23 protein-coding genes are annotated in these 22500 nt (G+C 48.8%); 18 read left to right on the forward strand and 5 right to left on the reverse strand.

Annotation, left to right across the window (positions count from 1 at the left end; translation table 11 throughout):
• The 3 genes from rsgA to spoVM are packed head-to-tail and all read left to right on the forward strand — an operon-like array spanning nucleotide 1 to nucleotide 1653.
• Nucleotides 1-876 carry a ribosome small subunit-dependent GTPase A gene (gene rsgA, locus QZZ36_RS07615; protein WP_295079393.1) on the forward strand — a complete coding sequence of 292 codons (876 nt, stop codon included), beginning with the start codon at nucleotides 1-3 and terminating at the stop codon, nucleotides 874-876.
• Nucleotides 873-1514, forward strand: a complete 642-nt coding sequence (locus QZZ36_RS07620; RefSeq protein WP_295079396.1) for a thiamine diphosphokinase — start codon at nucleotides 873-875, stop codon at nucleotides 1512-1514. Before rsgA ends, QZZ36_RS07620 begins: the two co-directional genes overlap by 4 nt.
• Nucleotides 1515-1569: 55 nt before the next feature.
• The gene (gene spoVM / locus QZZ36_RS12945; protein WP_365685986.1) at nucleotides 1570-1653 is read left to right on the forward strand and encodes a stage V sporulation protein SpoVM; all 84 of its coding nucleotides are present in this window, start codon (nucleotides 1570-1572) and stop codon (nucleotides 1651-1653) included.
• 33 nt (nucleotides 1654-1686) lie between these two features.
• On the opposite strand, the gene QZZ36_RS07625 is transcribed toward spoVM, so the two are convergent.
• The 5 genes from QZZ36_RS07625 to QZZ36_RS07645 form a co-directional block, all read right to left on the reverse strand.
• Nucleotides 1687-2856, reverse strand: a complete 1170-nt coding sequence (locus QZZ36_RS07625) for a DUF308 domain-containing protein (RefSeq protein ID WP_295079398.1) — start codon at nucleotides 2854-2856, stop codon at nucleotides 1687-1689.
• On the reverse strand, nucleotides 2849-4039 hold the full coding sequence (locus tag QZZ36_RS07630) for a transglutaminase domain-containing protein (protein WP_295079401.1): 1191 nt from the start codon (nucleotides 4037-4039) through the stop codon (nucleotides 2849-2851). The genes QZZ36_RS07625 and QZZ36_RS07630 overlap by 8 nt, the downstream gene beginning before the upstream one ends.
• 26 nt (nucleotides 4040-4065) lie before the next feature.
• On the reverse strand, nucleotides 4066-5298 hold the full coding sequence (locus tag QZZ36_RS07635; RefSeq protein WP_295079405.1) for a dockerin type I domain-containing protein: 1233 nt from the start codon (nucleotides 5296-5298) through the stop codon (nucleotides 4066-4068).
• A gap of 60 nt (nucleotides 5299-5358) precedes the next feature.
• The gene (locus tag QZZ36_RS07640) at nucleotides 5359-6636 is read right to left on the reverse strand and encodes an adenylosuccinate synthase (protein ID WP_295079408.1); all 1278 of its coding nucleotides are present in this window, start codon (nucleotides 6634-6636) and stop codon (nucleotides 5359-5361) included.
• Nucleotides 6637-6811: 175 nt separating this feature from the next.
• Nucleotides 6812-7669 carry an MBL fold metallo-hydrolase gene (locus QZZ36_RS07645; protein WP_295079411.1) on the reverse strand — a complete coding sequence of 286 codons (858 nt, stop codon included), beginning with the start codon at nucleotides 7667-7669 and terminating at the stop codon, nucleotides 6812-6814.
• Between the two features lie 204 nt (nucleotides 7670-7873).
• Here QZZ36_RS07645 and miaB point away from each other — a divergent pair, with 204 nt between their 5' ends.
• The 15 genes from miaB (at nucleotide 7874) to QZZ36_RS07720 (ending at nucleotide 22440) form a co-directional block, all read left to right on the forward strand.
• Nucleotides 7874-9259 (forward strand): tRNA (N6-isopentenyl adenosine(37)-C2)-methylthiotransferase MiaB, encoded by a 1386-nt coding sequence (gene miaB / locus QZZ36_RS07650; RefSeq protein WP_295079416.1) that lies wholly within the window; start codon nucleotides 7874-7876, stop codon nucleotides 9257-9259.
• Nucleotides 9256-10044 carry a hypothetical protein gene (locus QZZ36_RS07655; RefSeq protein WP_295079419.1) on the forward strand — a complete coding sequence of 263 codons (789 nt, stop codon included), beginning with the start codon at nucleotides 9256-9258 and terminating at the stop codon, nucleotides 10042-10044. Before miaB ends, QZZ36_RS07655 begins: the two co-directional genes overlap by 4 nt.
• Before the next feature lie 112 nt (nucleotides 10045-10156).
• Nucleotides 10157-10564 carry a YlbF family regulator gene (locus QZZ36_RS07660; protein WP_295079422.1) on the forward strand — a complete coding sequence of 136 codons (408 nt, stop codon included), beginning with the start codon at nucleotides 10157-10159 and terminating at the stop codon, nucleotides 10562-10564.
• 6 nt (nucleotides 10565-10570) lie between these two features.
• Nucleotides 10571-11191, forward strand: coding sequence for a hypothetical protein (locus tag QZZ36_RS07665; RefSeq protein WP_295079426.1), 621 nt, complete (start codon nucleotides 10571-10573; stop codon nucleotides 11189-11191).
• Nucleotides 11192-11223: 32 nt separating this feature from the next.
• Nucleotides 11224-11844 (forward strand): hypothetical protein, encoded by a 621-nt coding sequence (locus QZZ36_RS07670; RefSeq protein WP_295079429.1) that lies wholly within the window; start codon nucleotides 11224-11226, stop codon nucleotides 11842-11844.
• Between the two features lie 22 nt (nucleotides 11845-11866).
• Nucleotides 11867-14485, forward strand: a complete 2619-nt coding sequence (mutS, locus tag QZZ36_RS07675; RefSeq protein ID WP_295079432.1) for a DNA mismatch repair protein MutS — start codon at nucleotides 11867-11869, stop codon at nucleotides 14483-14485.
• Nucleotides 14486-14617: 132 nt separating this feature from the next.
• Nucleotides 14618-15238: a hypothetical protein gene (locus QZZ36_RS07680; protein ID WP_295079435.1), complete on the forward strand. Its 621-nt coding sequence runs from the start codon at nucleotides 14618-14620 to the stop codon at nucleotides 15236-15238.
• A gap of 31 nt (nucleotides 15239-15269) precedes the next feature.
• A complete protein-coding gene (gene mutL / locus QZZ36_RS07685; RefSeq protein ID WP_295079438.1) occupies nucleotides 15270-17264 on the forward strand; it encodes a DNA mismatch repair endonuclease MutL in 1995 nt (664 codons plus the stop codon).
• 9 nt (nucleotides 17265-17273) lie between these two features.
• Entirely contained in the window at nucleotides 17274-18221 is a 948-nt protein-coding gene (gene miaA / locus QZZ36_RS07690) for a tRNA (adenosine(37)-N6)-dimethylallyltransferase MiaA (protein WP_295079441.1), read from the forward strand.
• A gap of 102 nt (nucleotides 18222-18323) precedes the next feature.
• Nucleotides 18324-18563: an RNA chaperone Hfq gene (gene hfq, locus QZZ36_RS07695; RefSeq protein ID WP_295079446.1), complete on the forward strand. Its 240-nt coding sequence runs from the start codon at nucleotides 18324-18326 to the stop codon at nucleotides 18561-18563.
• Between the two features lie 11 nt (nucleotides 18564-18574).
• Nucleotides 18575-19840 carry an HlyD family efflux transporter periplasmic adaptor subunit gene (locus QZZ36_RS07700; RefSeq protein WP_295079451.1) on the forward strand — a complete coding sequence of 422 codons (1266 nt, stop codon included), beginning with the start codon at nucleotides 18575-18577 and terminating at the stop codon, nucleotides 19838-19840.
• Nucleotides 19830-20522 (forward strand): YggS family pyridoxal phosphate-dependent enzyme, encoded by a 693-nt coding sequence (locus QZZ36_RS07705; protein ID WP_295079455.1) that lies wholly within the window; start codon nucleotides 19830-19832, stop codon nucleotides 20520-20522. The genes QZZ36_RS07700 and QZZ36_RS07705 overlap by 11 nt, the downstream gene beginning before the upstream one ends.
• A 95-nt stretch (nucleotides 20523-20617) precedes the next feature.
• Nucleotides 20618-21100, forward strand: coding sequence for a cell division protein SepF (locus QZZ36_RS07710; protein ID WP_295079459.1), 483 nt, complete (start codon nucleotides 20618-20620; stop codon nucleotides 21098-21100).
• Complete coding sequence (locus tag QZZ36_RS07715) at nucleotides 21100-21858, forward strand: YlmH/Sll1252 family protein (protein WP_295079462.1); 759 nt, start codon at nucleotides 21100-21102, stop codon at nucleotides 21856-21858. The genes QZZ36_RS07710 and QZZ36_RS07715 overlap by 1 nt, the downstream gene beginning before the upstream one ends.
• Before the next feature lie 12 nt (nucleotides 21859-21870).
• Complete coding sequence (locus tag QZZ36_RS07720) at nucleotides 21871-22440, forward strand: DivIVA domain-containing protein (RefSeq protein WP_295079465.1); 570 nt, start codon at nucleotides 21871-21873, stop codon at nucleotides 22438-22440.
• The last annotated feature ends 60 nt before the right edge of the window (nucleotides 22441-22500 follow it).

A 22500-nucleotide genomic window follows, 5' to 3' on the forward strand; every position in this document is an offset into this window, starting at 1 on the left:
ATGGCAGAGAATTTCTGCGGAATAATAGTAAAATGCTTAGGGGGACTCTACAGTGTAGAGTCCCCTGACGGTATATATGAGTGCAAAGCGAGGGGAGTTTTCCGCAACAGAGGGATAAGTCCCTGCGTCGGCGACAGAGTGACAGTGGAAAACGGAGTCATATCGGATATTGCCGAGCGAAAAAACTGTATCATAAGACCTCCTCTTGCAAACCTCGACCAGCTCATATTTATAGTTTCTACCTGTGAGCCTGCGCCGAATTATCTTATTCTTGACAAGTTCATAGCAATAGCGGAGTACAAGGGCATAACGCCTGTGGTGGTCATAACCAAGACAGACCTCGGCGACAGTCGTCCGATACATGAGATATACGGCAGGATAGGTATAGATGTGGCTGAGGTGAACTATGACGACGACGCCTCAGTTGAAGCTGTAAGACAGCTCCTGCGGGGAAAGATTAGCGCGTTTACGGGTAATTCCGGAGCAGGTAAATCCACCCTGCTGAACGCTGTGGACCCTGCACTGAATACCGCTACCGGCGAGATAAGCCGCAAACTGGGCAGAGGAAGACATACTACCCGTCATGCCGAGCTCTTCAAGCTCAGCGGAGGCGGATATATAGCTGATACTCCGGGTTTTTCAACCTTTGATACCAACCGTTACGACATTATCCGCAAGGAGGAGCTGGCAGGCTGTTTCAGAGAGTTTGAGGGACTTGCAAAGGAGTGCCGCTTCAGAGACTGCGCTCACCTCTGTGAAAAGGGCTGTGCGGTAGTTGCGGCTGTGGAGCGCGGAGATATCTCCGTAAGCCGCCACGAAAGCTATAAGACCATGTACGAGGAAGCAAAACAGCTGAAGGAGTGGGAACTGAAATGAAAAAATGCGCAATAATCGCAGGCGGCGATCTGCCTGACAGGGAACCTTATAATACTGAAGGCTACTGGGAAAGGTTCGCCTGTATAATATGTGCGGACAGCGGACTGTATAACGCGAGAAAGTTTGGTATAAAGCCTGATATCGTTGCAGGCGATTTCGATTCGTTTACTGAAGAGCTGCCTGAGGACGCGGAAATAATCGCAAGTATTCCCGAAAAGGACGACACGGATACTATGATGGCTGTTAAAAAGGCTATAGAGCTTGGATACAAGAATATAGAGCTGTACGGAGCTCTCGGCGGAAGCCGCTTTGAGCATTCCATCGCAAATATCCAGACCATGGTATATGCTTTGCAGCAGGGCTGCGACCTGAAAATAATGGGCGAAAGCATTCTTATGGTGCAGAGCGTTGATGACGGCGAAGTGGTATACAAAAAGAAGGGCGAAATGTATATGTCGGTATTTGCTCTTTCTGAGTCTGTCGGTATCGACTATCTCCGCGGCGTGAAATATCCCCTTGAAAACTACCTCATGGTGCAGTCTTTCCCTATAGGAGTAAGCAACGAGATAGAGGGCGAAAAAGCGGAGCTTCGAATTAATCACGGCATAGCACTTATAATTCTCACTGATAAGAAGTAACAAAAAAGCCTTTGATGAATATAATGGAGTATATCATCAAAGGAGGGATTACATATTGAAGATAGTAGTCATAAAAAGTCCTAAGTTCATATCGGGGCTGCTCAGGGTAATATTCGGCATTAAAAAAGAAGAACAATAATCAAAGGGCTGACATTTATGTCAGCCCTTTTGCTTATTTCTTTTTATTGTAGAACTGTCCGACATCTTCGCTGCCTGCAAGCAGGAAAAAGATGACCCACGCGATTATGAGCGGAACAGCATAAAATACTATTTTAAGGACAGTATTTCCCTCGTGCTGCGATATCATCATTATTCCGGGTACTATCTGCACTATACCGAACAGCAGCATTACGACTGATGTAAGCGACTTGAGACCGCTCATACCTGCAATAAGTGACAGGGAAAGCACTCCGACTATAGCTGCTATATAAATAGCTGACTGCTGAACTGTCTCCTTTATTCCGCCAAGCTCTCCCGTATAGCTGAACATTGCAGCTCCGGAATAGAATAAATAGAACATTACAGCTGCGATAACTCCGAGCAAAGCGAGCACCGAAACTATTATAAATCCCTTGTGAGCCTGCTGCTGACGTGCCTGTTCTTTCAGTTCAAGCATCATACGGCGGCTTGCTTCCGAGTCCTTGGGCTCTGAGACGAGCTGAGCGGATACAGCTTTTTTTGAAGCCTCTGCCTTTGCTCTTTCAAGGTCCTCGTCAACGTATTTGGGCTGATACTTAGGCGGCTCCGGCTCATCGTCGAGTACAGGAGCAGTTATGGGAGCCTCAGGCTGTTTTGGCTCCTCTTTTTTCGGAGGGGGAGTATAGTTGTCCTCGTCAAGTACCGGAGCTTTTATATCCTCAGGCGGTGCAACAGCGCCGAGCTGAGTTCTTCTCATGTCGATTATCTGCTGCTGCTTGTCAGCAGGGAGTGCGTCAAAGCGGGCTTTCAGTTCCGGTGTGAGACCGTTTATTATGTCATCATCTGTGAGGACGAGCTTTTCGTGGATGTACGGAGCGCCTTCATCGAGCACCGGCGCGGAAACTCCGGTTGGAGCACCTTTTTTGCCGGTTTCGTTCCGGTACTGCATCCCGTCGTCGAGAACTGGTGCCGAGACACCTGTAGGAGCGCCCTTTTTCTCAGTTCCCTGAGTATAGGAGCTCATATCGTCAAGGACAGGCGCGGATACTCCGGTAGGACCGTCCTTTTTTGCGGAAGGAGCAACGTATCCGAAGTCGTCAAGGACAGGTGCGGACACGCCCTGCGGAGCGCCTTTTCTTGCGTTGTCCGGAGTATAGTCTATTTCCTCCGGCATACCGCCTGCGGGGTTCTTTTCATCATACATAATAAACACCTCGGTCTAAATTTTTTATAAAGTCGGACAGGGATATATCTGAGCCGTTTGATATCTGTGTGTAATATGAAAGGACTATGGAAGCATCAACCGCGTCTATGATACCGTTGCTGTCAACGTCCGCATAACCTGACTGAGATGTGCTGAACGAGCTGAAGCAGCCGGTGGAGCTGCGGGCGTATTCGGCAAGTATCAGTGAAGCGTCTACAGCGTTTATAAGCTTGTCGCCGTTTATGTCGCCCTGACTGTATTCGGGAGCCTTGTATGCTTCCTTTGCTATCGGATAAGCAGCGGCAAATTCCTCCGAAGCATAGTCCGGAAAGGTCTTCTGATCCGCGTTTGTTGCTATATGCTGAAGTCTCGGCGCAGCCGAATCGAGATCGTTTGAGCCCTTGAGGAAGTAATAGAAGGATTTACCTCCGAACTTCATATCCCATGTGGGGTCAAGGTAATAATACTGTTCGTCCAGCTTTACTATAAGCCACACATGGTTCCCTCTGTTGGAACCGCTTACCGAAACAGTCTCTCCGGCAATGATCCTGCATGGTATACCGCAGTCGTTGTACATACGGTACAGCAGCTGAGTGACTCCCTGACATACCGCAGTGCCTCTGAGAAGGGCGCTGTAAGCGGTAAAGGCATACGGATCCTCTTCATTTTCCGAATATTCCACGCTGGAAGTGATATACTGGTAGATACTGCGGATCTTGTTGTAATTTCCGCTTATGCCGTCGAAGTTCTGGGAACTCATGAGCTCATCGAGCTTTTCGGTGAGCTCGGCTTCCTCCTCCTGAGTGGTGTAGTATCTGAAGCTGTAGAGAAAATGCCGTTCATTGTTTTCCTTGGAGATACTGCACTTGAAGCCCTGTATGGAAAATCTGAGATAATCGCCCTCAGTGCCTTTCCCGGTCTCGTCAAATGCACCGTACAGCAGCTGGTAGCTTTTTTCCTTGGGTTCTTCGCCGTTATCGGGTAAAACAATTTCAACGCTTTCGGAATGATCTTTCAGTGACTGCCTTAGCTGCTGTATCGCTTCGCTTTCGGAAGATAATACATATTCTCCGGATATCTCCGGTACGGATAATTGCGCAGCAGCTGCAGAGAACGGCGGCAGAGCTGCAAATGCAAGTACCGCAGCCGACAGCAGAGCAGCGGCTTTAAATGGTAATTTCACATTAAGACCTCCTTTTGCGAAAGAGCTTATTTTACTGCATGGTCCTTTATGCTTTCCGGGGAAGTTCCTTCGCTGATCGTTGAAACATAGGCGTAATATGAGAGAATACGGGAAGCGTCAACGGCATCGACAAGATTGTTTTCGTCGATATCGGCGGCTCTGCTCTGAGCCTCGCTGAAGTTTCCGGTATGTGTGTCGCCTGAAAGAAGTGTATATTCTTTAAGTATAAGAGAAGCGTCAACAGCGTTTATTTCACCGTCACCGTTGACATCGCCGTCCTTATAGCTTGCGGGAGCCGGTTTAACATAGGATGTGCGTGCTATTTCAGAGTCCTGCATTACCTCATCCAAAGGGATATCGAAGATCATCTGGAAGAGGTGGACATGAGTGAATTCTTCCTTGCCTTCGTTGCTGCTGTCAAGGTCTGAGTAACCCCTGAGGAAGAAACGGTGCTTGTTTTCGCCCATCATGTGATCCCATATCGGGTCGAGGAAATAGTATTTTTCGCCTATCTGCGCCAGAACAAGCAGATGACAGCCTATAGCTTCATCTGAATAGCTTGACAGATTGGTAAGGTACAGCATCGGCTGTATCCCGATCTCCTGAAGCAGCCTTATAAGGAAATGCACCTGTCCGGACTCGTTTGCCGTTTTCTTTATCACGGCACTGTAAGCTGTGCTGTAGGCGTTGTCCGAAAGGTTATCGTAGATATCCATATTGTCTGCGACCGTATCGTAAGCCCAGAGTATCCTGTCGTAAACGTCAGAATCCTTTACTGCAAGATATTCCGGAGCCTCCTTCAGCTTTGCAACGGCTGCTGTGACTTCATCCTCTTCCTCAGGAGTGGTGTAGTATTTTACAGCATACTTGGCATAGGCTCCTTCTGACGGATAAAGGCAGCCGCAGGTGATGTTGGCTGTAAGAGAAAGGTACAGACCCTCCGTCGGGTCGTCGGTTATAGTTATCAGCTTTTCGCTGATATGGTCTGTGACGTCGTCATTGTCGTTTTCAGGCGCCCAGCCTGTGACTAAAAGGTCGAACTCACTGACGCGCTGTTTGAGCTGTGCTTTTACGTATTCAGCCGCTGCGTCAATGTCATAAAAACGCGGAGCGTTTTCGTTTACCTCCATTGAGAATGAGACGTTCCCCTGATCATCGTATACCACGGCGGAGTCTGCTGCCGCGTATACCGGAGCTGCCGCGCTTACGCACAGCGCTGCCGCAACAGCCGCGGCGGTAAGCCTTGCTTTTATCTTCATAAATAATCCCCCCTGATTATTATAAGCAAACAGCCGCCGAAGCGGCTGAACGCATATTATTTATCTTTCAAGTATCTGTGCTCTGTCAGGACCGATACCCACCATGCTTACATGGCAGCCTACCAGCTCTTCAAGACGTGCTATATAGCTCCTGCAGTTTGCGGGAAGCTCGTCAAAGCTCCTGCACTTGGATATATCCTCGGTGAAGCCGGGGAACTCCTCGTATATGGGCTCGCAGCCTTCAAGCTCCTCCAGTGTCGGCGGGAATTCCTTTATAACGCTGCCGTCGGGCTTTTTGTAAGCTACGCACATTTTGAGAGTATCTATATTTGCGAGAGTGTCAAGTTTGTTGATAGCAAGGCTGTCAAGACCGTTGACTCTTACGGAGTGACGTACTATAACAGCGTCGAACCAGCCTGTTCTTCTCGGTCTGCCTGTGGTAGTACCGAACTCTCCGCCTACGTTTCTGATCTGATCGCCTGTAGCGTCATCAAGCTCTGTGGGGAAGGGACCCTTGCCCACACGGGTGGTATAAGCCTTTGCAACACCGATGATATTTGTTATTACCTTGGGACCTACGCCTGTGCCTACGCATACGCCTGCTGAGAGCGGATGTGAGGAGGTAACGTAGGGGTATGTACCGAAGTCGATGTCGAGGAGAGTAGCCTGTGCGCCCTCGAACATTATGGTCTTGCCTGCCTTGTGAGCTTCAAAGGTGAGTACCGAAACGTCGTCCATGTAGGGGAGAAGTCTCTTTCCGTACTCTGTATATTCCTTTGTAACAGCGCCGAGATCGAATGCCTCACCGCCGTATACCTTGGTGATTATCTCGTTTTTGAGCTTTCCTGTGGACTGTATCTTCTCAGCCAGTACCTCTGGGTGAACGAGGTCGTACATACGGATTCCGCAGCGCTCGTATTTATCCATATATGTAGGTCCTATGCCTCTTTTTGTAGTACCGATGTCCTTGCCGCCGCGGAAAGCCTCGGAGAGACCGTCGAGAGCGATATGCCACGGCATAACGATCTGGGCGCGGGGGTCAACCTTTAAGTGGCCGAGAGTCTTTATACCTCTTGATTCAAGGTTGTCAAGCTCGCCGATGAAGTCCTTGGGGTCAAGAACGACACCTGCACCGATAAGGTTGAGGGCATTCGGGTAAAGGATACCCGATGGTACAAGGTGGAGCTTGTAGACCTCACCGTTATTTACAACTGTGTGACCTGCGTTGTTTCCGCCCTGTGAACGGACTACAACATCTGCACGGGAAGCAAGGATATCTATGATCTTGCCTTTTCCTTCGTCTCCCCATTGAGTTCCGACTACAATATTTGCAGGCATTTGTTTTCCTCTTTTCATAATAATTATTTGTGCCGGCAGTACCTGTAACTGCCGAAAATGCACACTTACAATCTATTATAACACACTATGTGAAAAAATGCAACACTCGCAGTGAATAATTCCACATACAAAAAGAGGACGTCCCTGAACGGAACGTCCTCACGGGAGTATGTTATTACAGTGCCGAGCCCTTCTCCACCGACATTTCTATGGTATTACCGTTGCTTACGGCGGTTATATCGCCGTTGAAGCAGGTGGCGTAGGTAGTCGCTCCGATTTTTTTGAGAGCGTCCTGCACCTTGCCGGAGAACTCGTTTGTGGAAGTGCATACTACAGCGCATTTAGGTTTCACGGCGCTGAGAAAATCGGTGATATTGTCAAGCTTTCTGCCGTGATACGGAACTTTCAGCAGAGTACAGGTACCGATGTCCATTATCTCGCTGAGGCGCTGCTCCATAGCGTCACCGGTGAAAAGCAGGGTATTCTTGTTATGTACCACCTTTGTGACGAGGGAGAAGTTGTTCTCATCACTGTCATTATTGCCGTAGAAGTCGTTTTTCGGAGCATAGACAGTATAGTCTATACCGTCAAGAGTGAAGGAAATGTCCTCGGTCAGCTTCATTGGAGTTATTGACTTTTCCGCAAGAGCGCTCTTGTATTTTTCATATTCCTCGGATGTGCCGTCATAGTTGGGAGTAAGCACGTTTTTTACGTCAAAGCCTCTTATAAGCTTTGCAGCTCCGCCCACGTGGTCCCTGTCGAAGTGAGTGATAATGAGGTAGTCTATGGTGTCAGCGTCGCTTGCCTCAAGAAGCTTGCTTATCTTTTTTCCGTCGCCCTTTTCACCGCAGTCTATGACCACATTGGCGGTCTCTGACTGAAGCAGTATCGCGTCAGCCTTTCCGACATCAAAAAATGTGACTTTAAGCTCACCTGCATTGGCCGCCTGCTGTTTTTCGTTGCAGGAAAACAGCGATAAAGCTATAAAAAATGCCGAAAACAGCAGTGCGGCTGTTTTTCTGTTCTTTTTCATGTTTCAGACTCCTTTCCCTGAGTGTAATGATTTACACCTTTACATTATACATTATACCATAAATTTCTTAAAAATGTATTGAAAAATGAAAATTTCTTCTTATTTTTTTGCCGGACATTCTTTAGCAAATCCGCACTTGCATTATAATGTATTATATGGTATAATTATTTATTACAGGATTTTTGGAAGGCGAGGTTCTGCGAATTGAAGGACAATACCGCAGTTATAAGTGAAATAAACGGCTTATTGGGCAGCAATACCCGACGGGCCTATGTCAGAAGCTTCGGCTGTCAGCTGAATGTTTCGGACGGTGAAAAGATACAGGGACTGCTGAAAAAAATGGGCTACTCCTTCACGGAGAACGAGCATGAAGCAGATCTGATAATACTCAATACCTGTGCGGTGCGTGAGAACGCGGAGGACCGTGTTTACGGCATAGTGGGCAGCATGAAGAAGCTGAAGGAGCTGAAACCGTCGCTCATTATCGGTATAGCCGGCTGCATGACCGCTCAGAGCCATGTGGCTGAAAAAATAAAGAAGTCCTATCCGCAGGTGGATTTCGTAATGGGAACGTCAGCGATAAGCGCTCTTCCCGATCTGCTGCTTGAAACTCTTAAAGGATCGGGCTTCTCGGCGGATATAACCGAGTATGACGATTTTTCCGAAACTGTCGAGCAGGTTCGCGGCAGCAGCTTCAAGGCATCTGTGCCTGTAATGTTCGGCTGCAACAACTTCTGCACCTACTGCATAGTGCCCTATGTCCGCGGACGTGAGCGGAGCCGCCGCCCGGAGGATATTATATCCGAGGTAAGGCAGCTTGTCAGTGAGGGCTACAAGGAGATAATGCTCCTCGGACAGAACGTCAACTCCTACGGCAAAGACCTTGGCGGAGATATCAGCTTTCCGCAGCTCCTGCGAGAGCTTAATAAAATAGAGGGCGATTTCTGGATACGCTTTATGTCCTCTCACCCCAAGGACGCTTCACGGGAGCTGATAGACGCCATATTCGACTGCGAAAAGGTGGCAAAGCATCTGCATCTGCCGGTACAGAGCGGCAGCAGCGAGGTGCTTGCCCGAATGAACCGACGGTACACCATAGAGGATTACCTTGGGATAGTGGACTATATCCGCAGCAGGGATCCTGATTTTTCGCTTACCACCGATCTTATCGTGGGCTTTCCCGACGAGACCGACGAGGATTTCCGAGCGACACTGAGTCTTGTGAAAAATGTCCGATATGACAATCTTTATTCGTTTATATATTCGAAGCGCTCCGGTACCAGAGCGGCGGAAATGCCGGACAGCACCTCCGAGGAGGAAAAGGGCAGACGAATGAGAGAGCTGCTTGAGGTGCAGAGAGAGGTATCCACGGAGCACTACAAACGCTTCATCGGAAGGACTATGCGTGTACTCGTTGACGATGTATCAAAGAAAAAGGAGGGCTGGCTGACCGGAAAGAGCAGCGAGTTCATAATAGTGGAATTTGAAGGAGCAGACTCCCTTATCGGGCAGTTCGTGGACGTTGAGATAACAGGCGCTATGAACTGGGCGGTAACGGGAAAAATAACAGAAAGGGATTCATCAAAATGAAAAAAGCAATCACAATTTTATGCCTTTCAGCCGCAGTGCTGACAGGCTGTCAGAACACAACAGACAACGGAAACGGAAATAATGATACCACAGCGACGAAAGTCACAACTACGGCAGAGACCACGACCGCGGCTGAGGATATCACAACAGGGAATGTAACTACCTCCACGGAGGCTTTGACTGCAACAGCCGATACGGAAACAGCTCCGGCTACTACACATGAGGCAAACGTGTCAGCAGGCGGCATACAGGATATGTATCCTGCTATATATCAGGGCTTTATAAAATCGGAGTTTGAAAGAGTAGCGAAAGAACACGACGGTCTTGCAAGTATATGTTATGGTTTCCGCGACCTTGACGCAGACGGCATACCTGAGCTTATATTCCAGCGCGGCACCTGCGAGGCTGATTTTGAGGTGAACGTATTCACTCTCGACAGCGAGGGAGAGATCAAGGATCTCGGTATGGTCGGAGGCGGTCATATTACCTTTGCTTACGAAAAGGATACGGGAGATCTGGTAATGGCGTGGGGACACATGGGCTCAGGCTGCTTTGAATATATGAAAATGGAGAACGGCGTCCTGAAAAAATCAAAGGAGGCCTATACGTTCAACTTTGATAGTTTTGACAGTTATAAGGAGATATTCGACGAAAAGGGAATACAGTATATGGATTACGCAGATGTGTACCAGTCAGATCCTGACAGTGGAGCAACCTCATGGTTCTATCACGCAGACGGTACCACTGAGGAGATCAAAGGCGCCTACTTTGATTACTGTATCTGAGTTTACTTGTGGAAACAGAATTTTGTGCGGTCCGGGGCGGCGGTGCGAATATCAGCCTGCCCCTGGCTGCAAAATATGATAAGACTAAAAATGATCTAAGGAGAAGAAAGAAATGGATATTATGGAAATGACAAGAGAGCTTGGAAAGGCTATTCAGCAGGACGACAGATACATCGCTTATATGCTTGCAAAGCAGGCTAATGATGAGGACAAGGAGCTTCAGGAGGATATTGCTCATTTTGAGGACCTCCGCATAAATCTCGGTACTGCCATGAGCGCTGAGGATCACGATTCCGACAGGATAAAGGAACTTGATACAGAGCTGAAAGCAGTATACCAGAAGGTAATGAAGAATCCAAAGATGGTAGTATTTTCCGGAGCACAGCAGGCTCTTGAAAGTCTGGTGTCAAATATTCAGCAGATAATCAGTATGTGCGCGAACGGTGAGGATCCGGACACCTGTCAGATACCGGAATCCGGCTGCACAGGAAGCTGCGCTTCCTGCGGCGGCTGTCACTGATAAATCATGAAAAAACAAGATGATCTGTATTATGAATTTCTGAATATCTCTGCCGATAGTCTGAAATCATTTTTGGATCAACCTGATGAGTTTATTCAGCCGCCTCAAAAGAAATTTGTTCTGAAGCAGTCGGCGGAGGATAAGAAAATAAATAATTTTGTACCTTTCTTATTCATTTTATTTTCGGTATTTGGCATAGTGGATATGTTGGCTAATGATAAGTTTGACAAATACTATTTCGGCGCTGTTGTCATTCTGTTTGCTTTGGGTTTGATTTGTATGTGCTATTCGTGTTTAAATGCCAAAAAGTCAGTAGTGGAGTTTGTGGACGGCACTTTCGAAATAAAGGGCAAAGAGTATCACTACAGCGATGATATCAGGCTGATGATCAACGATATGGAAGACTTAAAAATAATGTACGGCGAAAAAGAACTGATAAAAGTTTCACCTATATGCGAAGGCAGGTATGAAATGATCAGATGGATGCGGTATTATCATGTACCGATCATTGATACCACAAAAGAAGCAGTAAAAAAAGACAGAAAGAAAAGAGATAATATCAAGTATCTTTTTGATTATTTATTAATATGGGCATATAAGGTGTATTTCGGTCACGGTGAAATGTAACATACAACAGCTGATGAGAGGAGGTCTTTCTTATGGGATCAATGTTCAACGATGAACAGCAGCGTATCAACAGCATAGACGAGCAGAGCTTCAATGAGGTCATAGACGCTTTCTGCGAGGATACGGTCCGTGAGACTTCCGATAATTTTGCGGTAAAGACGTCATGGACAACGGCGGCAAGCTATAATGCTTCATTATTTATTCCATTCGTTCTGTGTCTCAGGTTTCTTGGACAATATAAAAGAGAAGGCAATACGGTAACAGTTATCATTCTCTGTATAACGCTAATAGGTTTAGTGGCAGCCTGCGTTTACGCAAATGTCATGAAAGGTACGGTAAGAGCCCGCGTAAACGGCAGAAGTATCCGGATCGGCGGCAAAAGCTACGACTGCGGACAGATAGACAGGGTATACGGAGCTCCCAGCAGAAATGTGGAGATATACTCCGGGGGAAGGCGAATACTCCGAGTCAGCATGAAGGACGAAAACTGTGCGGCGCTGGTGAGCTGGGCACGCCGGAACGGCATAAATACCGAGCTCGGTGATCTCTATAGTGAGCCTAAGGATTCAACGAAAATAATATTAGCAGTTATTGGAGCGTTAGTTTTTATCGCGTTGATGGTGATCGCGGTCATTTACGCACTCAGTGCATAAGTCTGAAAGGAGTATCATACCAATGGAAATCGACAGAAGTAAAATATCCCCCATGATGCAGCAGTACTTCGAGGTCAAGGACAAGTATAAGGACTGTATCCTGTTCTTCCGCCTCGGCGACTTCTACGAGATGTTCTTTGACGACGCTGTGGTCGTGTCAAAGGCTCTTGAGCTGACCCTGACAGGCAGGGACTGCGGACTTGAGGAGAGAGCTCCCATGTGCGGAGTACCCTATCATGCGGCGGATATGTATATAAAAAGGCTCATAGATATGGGCTTTAAGGTGGCTGTATGCGAGCAGCTCACCGATCCTGCCGAGACCAAGGGTATAGTAGTACGCGACGTTATCCGTGTTGTTACTCCCGGTACTCTGACTGAGAGCAGTATGCTGGACGACGGCAGCAATAACTATATATGCAGTATCTTCTACGACGAGGAGAATAAGACCTGCGGCGTGGCTTCAGCTGACCTCTCAACAGGAAAAGCTGCTCTCAGCTTTTTTGAGGGCAAAGACCTTGAAGCAGAAGTCATCAACGAGCTTTCACGCTGTCAGCCTGCGGAGATAATTTTTCCTCAGAATTTCCTTTCACTTAAAACTGTTGCTGAATTTGTGAAGGTGCGGCTCAACTGCGCAGTAACTCTCCGTGATACCATCTGCTTTACTCCATCGGTCCGCAGGGATATGGCTGCGGCGGTGTTCGGCGTGAAGTCGGTGGCTGAGCTTGGCATAAGCGAGGACGGAGCGGACTGTGCGGCGGTATGCGGCCTTTTCGATTACATAAACGACACTCAGAAATCCTCAGTATCGAGATTTACGGCTATCGAGATACTCAGCGGCGACTCATTCATGGGACTTGACCTGAACGCAAGGCGTAATCTTGAGCTCACAGAAACTCTCCGCAGCAAGGAGAAGAAGGGCTCTCTGCTGTGGGTGCTTGATTCCACAAAGACCTCTATGGGACGGAGGCTCCTGAAAAGCTGGCTGGAGCAGCCCCTGAAGAGCCCCGCAAGGATAATCGAGCGCCTTGACGCTGTGGAGGCTCTCTACAGAAAGAGCGTTGTACTTTCAGACCTTGCGGCTCTGCTGGACAGAGTATACGACCTTGAACGCCTTATGACAAAGGTCATGTACAAGAGCGCGAATCCCCGCGACCTGAAATCCCTTTCCGCTACGGCGATGCAGCTTCCTCTGATAAAGCAGGAGCTGGAAAAGCTGGGCGATTCAAAGCTACTTGCACGTTACAACAGCGAGATATCCACTCTTGACGAGCTTGTGAACCTTGTGGAGAACGCCATTATGGACGAGCCGCCAATATCCGTAAAGGACGGCGGCGTGATAAAGGAGGGCTTCAACAAGGAGCTTGACGATCTGAGACACATAATGAACAACGGAAGAGGCATTATCGACGAGATAGAGCAGCGCGAAAAGGAAGCCACAGGCATCAAGAACCTGAAGATAGGCTTCAACCGTGTGTTCGGCTACTACCTTGAAGTAACACGTTCTTATTACGACCTTATCCCTGAGGGCTGGATACGCAAGCAGACTCTTGCCAACGCCGAGCGCTTTATAACCGAAGAGCTTAAAAACGCTGAGAACGCTATACTCGGTGCCAAGGACAAGGCTCTCTCCCTTGAAGCGGATATATTCGCAGAGGTACGTGATTTCCTTGCCACAAAGCTTGAAGCCGTACAGAAGACCGCCTCCGCTGTGGCTGCGGTGGACGTGCTCTGTTCCTTTGCGGACGTAGCGCTGAGAAATCAGTACGTAAAGCCGGATATCACCATTGACGGCTCAATTGACATAAAGGCAGGACGCCACCCTGTTGTGGAGCTCATGCTCACGGACGAGATGTTCGTGCCAAATGACCTGCATATCGACAACAAGGCAGACCGTATGTCCATAATCACCGGACCGAATATGTCCGGTAAGTCCACGTATATGAGACAGGCTGCCCTGATAGTCCTCATGGCGCAGACAGGCAGTTTTGTGCCTGCTGATTCAGCTAAAATATCCGTGGTGGACAAGATATTCACCCGTGTGGGAGCTTCCGACGACCTTACTGCCGGACAGTCCACGTTCATGGTGGAAATGAGCGAGGTTTCGGACATACTTAAAAATGCCACTCCAAACAGCCTTGTAATACTTGACGAGGTGGGAAGAGGTACCTCCACATTTGACGGAGTGAGCATAGCCCGTGCGGTCGCGGAGTATATATGCAGCTCCAAGAAGCTGGGCTGCAAGACCCTCTTCGCTACCCATTACCATGAGCTTATAGGGCTTGAAAACGAGCTTGAGGGCGTTAAGAACTACAGCATCGCCGTGAACAAGCACGGCGGCACTATCCGCTTCCTGCGAAAGATAGTCCGCGGCGGAGTGGACGAGAGCTACGGCGTTGACGTTGCGAAGCTTGCGGGACTTCCCACGAAGGTGGTCGCAAGGGCGAGAGAGCTTCTTGAGGAAATGGAAAAGGCTCATGCCTCGGAGCGCCCTGCTGTGGTACGGGAGGAGTCGGGGCAGATAAGCTTCGGCAGCCTCGGTCGTGAGGCGGCACTTGAAATGCTTGAAAAGACCAATATAGACGAGCTTACGGACAGCGAGTGCCGTGAGCTCCTAAGCGATATGCTGAATGTTCTTCAATAAAATCGCTGGACCTATGGATGGTTTCCAAAGGGTGAATTTCAAAACAGTCCGGCGGACTGTTTTGAAAGAGGGAACGTCTTGCAAGTAAAGGCGTTCTCTGAAATACATATAAAATTAACAGAGGTGAACAATATGCCCGCATACTTTTCGATGATAATGGAATTCAGCCGCGCAGAGCTGGATTTTGACAATATGAAGGAGCTGTGCGCTTATATAAAGCACGCAGGGCTCGAATTCAAAGGTGGCGCCTACAATGCTGAAAACGAGACCTTAGAGGACATCATGGACTGGAACCAGAAAAAGCTTGAGGACGATTTTGAACTGGGCTATGACGAGGATTCCTCCAACGACTACAAGCAGATGTATTTCAGCGCCGGCGGATTTTCCGAGATACGCGGCTTCATTATGAACGAGGAGCCTATACGCGGTGAATATACCTTCACTCTCCTCATACCTGAGGATGAGGTCGCAATAGACCCAAAGACCTACAAAAAGGAAGCTGTTGACAAGCTGAAGGAGATAGCGTCAAAGCTGTGGATACTTCCCAAGACACGCACTCTGCAGACAGAACTTGAACTTGGTGAGGGGATTGTTCCCGATGAGGATATAAGAGACGGTGCGCTGCCCTCTGCCTGTCCATTTGCCATAGTATCCGAAAAGCGGTTCGGACATATGGACACAGCTGATTATACTGCCGAGCATATCGCATACGGCGGCGTGATACTCACGCCCAACTGGGTAAAGCTGGTCTGAACTGCGTTCCATTCAGAAAGGAAGTAAACAAATGCCGTCCATAAACGTGCTGAGCAAGGAAATATCAGAACTGATCGCTGCAGGCGAGGTCATCGAGCGCCCCTCCTCCGTTATAAAGGAGCTTGTGGAGAATTCCATAGATTCGGGAGCATCGCACATAACCGTCGAGATAAAGAACGGCGGAACCACGTATATGCGTGTTACCGATGACGGCTGCGGAATGTCCTTTGACGACGTTCCGAAGGCGTTTCTTCGTCATGCCACCAGTAAAATAAGCGCCAAGGAGGATCTTGAAAATATCCTCACCCTCGGATTCCGCGGAGAAGCTCTTGCCTCCGTGGCTGCTGTCTCACGTGTGGAGATAATGACCAAGCAGCGCGAACAGCTCTACGGAACTCTTTACACTATCGAGGGAAGCACTGAAAAGTCCCATGAGGAGAGCGGCTGCCCCGACGGTACTACCGTGGTCATACGCGACCTGTTCTACAATGTTCCCGCAAGACGGAAGTTCATGAAAAAGGACGTTACCGAGGGAAATGCGGTGAGTACTATACTTCAGAAGATAGCCATGTCTCACCCTGACATCGCTTTCAGGTTCATACGCGACAACCGCACGGAGTTCAACTCCAGCGGCGATGGTGAGCTGTTTTCAGCGATATACGCAGTGTACGGACGCGACTTTGCCCGTGACCTCATGCCTGTAGACTATGAGTATGAGGGGGTACACGTGGGCGGTTTTGTGATAAAGCCCCTTTACTCCAAGACAAACCGCGCATTCCAGAACTTCTTCGTGAACGGAAGATATGTCCGTTCACGGCTGTGCTCGGCTGCTCTCGAAAACGCATATACCAACATGATAATGACGGGGAAATTCCCTGCCTGCATACTTCTCATCGACCTTGCGCCAAATGCTATGGACGTGAATATCCACCCTACAAAGGCTGAGGTGCGCTTTACGAACGAGAAATCCGTTTCTGACGCTATATATTTTGCGGTGAAGAACGCCATGATGAAGGACGGGCTCATATACGAATTCGAGCTGAAGCCCCACGCCGACTGGACAAAGGCTGCTCCGGAGCCGGAGGAGATAAAGCAGCAGGAGTTCCTTTTCACTCCTGTTGACAAGATTGATGAGGTCGAGAAGAAGCTTTCAGAAGCTCCTGTCCCTGTGTATACAGCTCCCGAACCGGTCAGGGAGGAACCGCCTGTTACTGCGGATATAACTCCCAGCCCTGCCTACAGTCAGCCGGAGCCGGTACAGCAGCAGGTTCCCGTATATGAAAGGAAAGCGGAAAAAGCTCCGGAGCCTGTAAAAGCTCCCGAACCTGAGAAAGAGCCTGAGCCCGCAAAGGCAGTCGAGGGATTCAGCTATATCACACAGCAGTCCTTTGCGGCGGCTACTGCGCCGAAGCCTGCGGAGCCGGAGGCTCCAAAGGAGTCGGTATGGACGGAAAAGCCTAAGATACGTGTGATCGGCGAAGCCTTCGGACTTTACATAGTTGCCGAGGTGGGCGGGGATACCATGATAATGATAGACAAGCACGCCGCCCACGAGCGTATAATCTTCGAGCGCTTAAAGAGCCGCAACTGCCGTCAGTACAGCCAGCAGCTCCTGACCGGAGTGAAAGTCCTCCTTACGGGGGACGAATTCAGCGCTCTTGAAACAAACAAGGAGCTTCTTGAAGATCTGGGATTTGCCTTTGACTTTTCCGATAAGCCGTGCGTGGTAGCGACGGCTGTTCCCACCTTCATAATGGAGCTTGACATGGAGGATATAATCTCCGAGATAGCCAATAATCTCCGTATGTACAGTCACGATCCGCAGTCTCATATGCTGGACGATATGCTCCATACAGTTGCCTGCAAATCGGCAATAAAGGGCAACGACAAAAACGACATCGCGGAGCTGCAGTCCCTTGCGGAGCAGGTATACTTCGACGAGAGGATACGTCACTGCCCTCACGGCAGACCTGTGATGTTCACCATGACCAAGAGCAATATCTCACATCAGTTCGGAAGAACGTAAGGAGAAACGATGAACGAAAAGAGTAAAAAGCCCTTCGTGCTTGCGGTGGTGGGACCTACCGCCTCCGGCAAGACATGGCTGGGCGTTGAGCTTGCAAAGATATACGGCGGAGAGGTCATCTCCGCCGATTCCATGCAGATATACAAGGGTATGGATATAGCTTCGGCAAAGCCGGCGGAAGCTGAAAAGCAGGGGATATCCCATCACCTCATGGGCTTCCTCGACAGGGACGTGAGCTTCAGTGCAGCCGACTATGTACAGCTTGCAAACGAGAAGATACAGGATATCCTCTCCCGTGGAAAATTGCCCATAATCGTAGGCGGCACGGGACTTTACATCGACTCTCTCCTTGAGAACGTGAAATTCTCCGAGGGCGGCAGCGATGAGGCTTACCGTGAGGAACTGTACGCATTTGCCCGTGAGAACGGAAACGAGGCTCTCCACGCGCGTCTTGCGGAGCTGGACAGCGAAGCCGCTGAGGGGATACACCCGAACAATCTTGTGCGTGTAGTACGGGCACTGGAGGTCTGTCACGTCACCGGCAGAAAATTCAGCGAACTCAAACGTGAGAGCAGAATGGTGGAAAGCCCGTACAATTCCCTTATTATAGGGCTGAATTTTGATGACAGGCAGAAGCTTTACGAACGTATCGACCTCAGGGTGGATGAAATGGTGAAGGCAGGGCTTGTGGAAGAGGCTCGTCAGCTATGGCAGGAAAGCGGCATGAAAACTGCCGCCAATGCTATAGGCTACAAGGAGCTTATCCCGTTTTTTGAGGGAAAAGCAGAGCTTTCTGACTGTATCGACCTCATCAAACAGGAAACGCGGCATTATGCCAAGCGCCAACTGACGTGGTTCCGTAAAAACGCCCGTATAGAGTGGCTTTTTTTGGACAGATTTAATAAAAATAATGAAATATTAGAAAAATGCAAAAAAAGTATAGCCAAATACTTGTAAATGTGTTATAATGTACTGTGTGTATTTCTGCGCGGCTTATTTGGCAAAAATTTTTACCCGCAGTGCTTTACACTGAAACAAATATTGATAGGAGTAATGTGTATGAACAAAACAATCAATCTGCAGGACGTTTTCCTCAATCAGTGCAGAAAAGACAAGATCATGGTAACTATCATACTTACCAACGGTTTCCAGTTCAAGGGAATGGTAAGAGGCTTTGACAGCTATGTTGCGATCTTCGATTGCGACGGAAAGCAGCAGCTCGTTTACAAGCACGCTATCTCGACGATAATCCCCGCAAGATCGGTTTCTATCCTGGACGCTTCTGAAAAGAACGACTAAAGGTGATCTGAATGGGATTTTCCAAGTCGGACGGCAGCTTCATGGTCAAATTGCTGAGAAATGTTGTACTGGTGCTGCTTCTGATCGTTTTTATAAGCATAGTCTATAATTTCCGCAACAGGGAAAGCGATACTGTCTCCGCTCTTATGGCTACGGCAACTTCGTCAAAGGAGTACAAGGGCGTGTTCATCAGGGACGAGGAGATACAGCTTTACAGCGGAAACGGCGTTCTCAGCTACAACGTGTCGGACGGCGGAAAAGTCGGCAACGGCACCGTTATCGCAGAGGCTTACCTTGATGACGAACAGCTGAGCATAAAGCGCGAAAAGGCCAATCTTGAAAGGGAACTGAGTATCCTTGAGAAAATACAGAATCCCGGTACTCTTGAATCAGCTCAGCCCGCAAGCCTTTCCGAAAGCATAGACGACAGCTACCGCAGCCTTATCTACTACAGGGATATGGGCAGGCTTGAGGAACTGAACGAGATAAAGGACGATTTCCTTATCCAGCTCAGTACCTATCAGATCATTACCGAGAAGGTACAGGGCTTCGATCAGAAGATATCCGATATAAAGGCGGAAATAGAAAAGCTCAATGCAAAGACTGTCCTTCCGGGCGAGGAGATAATATCCCCCCGTTCTGCTTATTTCGTAAGCTATATCGACGGATACGAGGACAAGCTGAGCACGAAGGATCTGGACAAGCTCACTGTTTCCATGATCGAGGGCATTACCGACAGAAAGTCCACTGCCCCCAACGTCGTCGGCAAGCTTATAGACGGCTATGGCTGGTATCTTGCGCTTGTTGCCGATAACTCCAGAAAGGAATACGCTATCGGTGATAATGTAAGGCTGAGGTTCGATTCGTCGGCTGAGAGCTATCCTGCCGTGATATATGATATCCGCGACGAAAAAAAGGATAAGAGCATTATTATAATATCCTGTGACAAGTTCAATTATGAGCTTGTTCAGCACAGAGCCGAGATTGTCGAGCTCATAAAAGGCAATGGCGACAATACGGGACTCAAGGTGCCCCGTGAAGCGATCCGCTTCGCCGACGTCACCACTACGGAGGACGACGGAAAAGGCAATGTCACCGCCAGGACCTCAAAATGCAAAGGAGTATATATCCGCAAGGGCGAACAGATACTCTTCAAGAAAATAGACGTTATCTACGAGGGAAGCGATTACGTTCTCTCAGCTCAGAAAAACGACGATGATTACCTTGCGCTTTATGATGATATACTTATAGAGGAGGTCGAGGACAATGAAAAATGACGATCTCGCTTATATCGACGAGAACCTGCGCATAATAAAAGAGAGATGCGCCGAGGCTAAGGAGAAGTACCGCAGTCCCGGCGACGAGATCCGCATAATGGCTGTTACAAAGACAGTTGCTCCGGAGGCGGTAAACCATGCTGTGAAGCTTGGTATCGACCTTCTCGGCGAGAACAGGGTGCAGGAGTATCTCTCAAAGGCTGACTTCTACGACAAGTCGGCAGAGGTCCAGTTCATAGGTCATTTACAGACAAATAAAGTAAAATATATCATAAATACTGTAAGCATGATACAGTCCGTTGACAGCCTGAAGCTCGGACAGGAGATAAGCCGCCTCGCCGTCAGGAACGGCAGGGTGATGGATATTCTCTGCGAGGTGAATATAGGCGGGGAGGACTCCAAGAGCGGTATCGCTCCCTCAGGACTGAAAGAGCTTATCAGCGGTCTCTCAGAGCTTGAAGGAGTGCGCATAAGAGGTCTTATGACCATACCTCCGCCGTCAGACAGCGATATCTTCCTCGGAAGGATGAAGGAGCTGTATGACAGTATCTCCTCGGAGTACAGCGGTATGGATATACTCTCAATGGGCATGACTCACGATTACGCCGAAGCGATAAGATACGGTTCAACACTGGTGCGTATAGGCACGGGACTGTTCGGCGCAAGAGACTATTCAAAGTAACTCCCGGCGGAAAGCCGTATATCAACACGGGATACTCCGCATTGATCCTGTGAAGAGAGATAAAAATATATATAATGCGGAGAAGGAGTATTAAGATGAAACTTTTTGAGAACATTAAGGAATTTTTCTTTGCTGAAGAGGACGACGATTTTGACGCAGATGTTCCGGTTCGTCACGAACGCGGCGAAAGAAGCGGTTTCTCATCAGCCGCTATGGACGATGCTCCCGTAAATGAAGGCGGAATCAGCGGCGGAATGAGCAGGGAAAGAAGAAATAAAGTAGTTAATATACAGACAACAGCACAGCTTCAGGTGGTGCTGGTAAAGCCTTCTGCTTTCACAGACGCAAAGCAGATCGCAGATCACCTTATCGCAAAGAAGACAGTTGTACTCAACCTTGAGACGGCTTCGCCCGAAAACAAGAGAAGGATCATCGACTTCCTCGTAGGCGTTGCTTACGCAAACGGCGGAAGCCTCAAGCCTGTCGCTAACCTCACATATATCATAACTCCCTACAATGTTGGATTTATCGGTGAGGATCTCGTAGGCGAGCTGGAGAACAACGGCGTATTCATCTGATGAACGATCCGACGGATAAGCTCTTTGCCGCAAGGCTCAGGGACATGGTATCACTCTGTGAAAGGGACGGAGCACCCGTGTTCTCGTCCTTTTTCGATGAAAGACAGTGCGCGGAGGCAGAAGCGTGGTGCGCAAGGAATACAGGCAGCCTCAGGTACAGACTGTGGGGAGGCTATGATGACGCAAGACGCAGGATGCTGGCGGTATATCCGGATTATTGCGAGGACTATATCCTTGAGGATTTCCCCTTTGTCTGCCTTACCTTTGCCTACAGGGAGGAGGACAGGCTCTCTCACAGGGACTTCCTCGGCTCTTTCATGGGGCTGCAGCTGAAGCGCGATGTCATAGGAGATATCGTTGTCACCGAGGGTACCGCACAGGCATTTGCCACAGAGGTGGCTGCAAAGATCATAAGCGGGAGCATATCCAAAATAGGCAGGGTCGGAGTGAAAATCTCCGGCGATAAGCCGTTTATACTCGAAAACGCTCAGAAGTTTCAGGAAATAAGCGGAACAGTGGCTTCGCTGCGGCTCGACTGTGTTGTCGGACTTGCCGCGAAGATAAGCAGGGAAAAGGCTGCGGCACTTATCCGCGCTGACAGGGCAGAGGTAAATCATCTGCCGGTTTCATCAGTCTCCCATGAACTCAGGGGCGGAGATGTATTGTCAATTAGGGGCTACGGAAGATTTGTACTTTCTGAAATAAACGGTCATACAAAGAAAGACCGCATACACATTATCCTTAAAAAATATATTTAGAGGTGAATTGAAATGATAACTTCAAAAGACGTCAGAAACAAAAGATTTGAAAAAGCAGCTTTTGGATATAAGCAGGAGGAGATAGACGAGTTCCTCAATCAGCTGGAGGCTGAGCTGGACGAAATGGAGCGCGAGCGCTCTGAGGCAAACAGCAAGATACAGGTGCTCGCAGACAAGGTAAGAGAGTATATGAGAGATGAGGACGCTCTCAAGGACGCTCTCCTCGGCGCTCAGAAGCAGGGCCATCAGGTGCTCAACGAAGCAAACGAGAAGGCTGAGAAGATCATCGCTGAGGCTCAGGCTAAGGCAGACGCACTGGAGGACGAGGCTGTACGTCAGCACGCTGAGGCTATGGAGAAGAACCGCGAGGAGATCGCAAAGGAAAAGGAAGCTCTCATTGAAGCTCAGCAGCAGGTAGCAGACTTCAAGAAGAGCCTGTTCGATATGTACAAGAGCCACCTCGAACTCATTTCCTCTATGCCTGAGACCTTTGACGACGAGACAGAGGAAGAGGAGACAGAGGAAAAAGCCGAAACAGCTGAAGAGATCGCAGCAGCAGTTGCGGCAGAGACCGAGGAATAATCAATAATCAAAAAGATCGAAAGGAGGATCTCTCGGAGCTTTTGAAAGAGAGATCGGATA

Origin of the sequence: Ruminococcus sp. (assembly GCF_016287535.1) — a bacterium.
In the GTDB taxonomy this organism is placed as follows: Bacteria; Bacillota; Clostridia; order Oscillospirales; family Ruminococcaceae; genus Ruminococcus.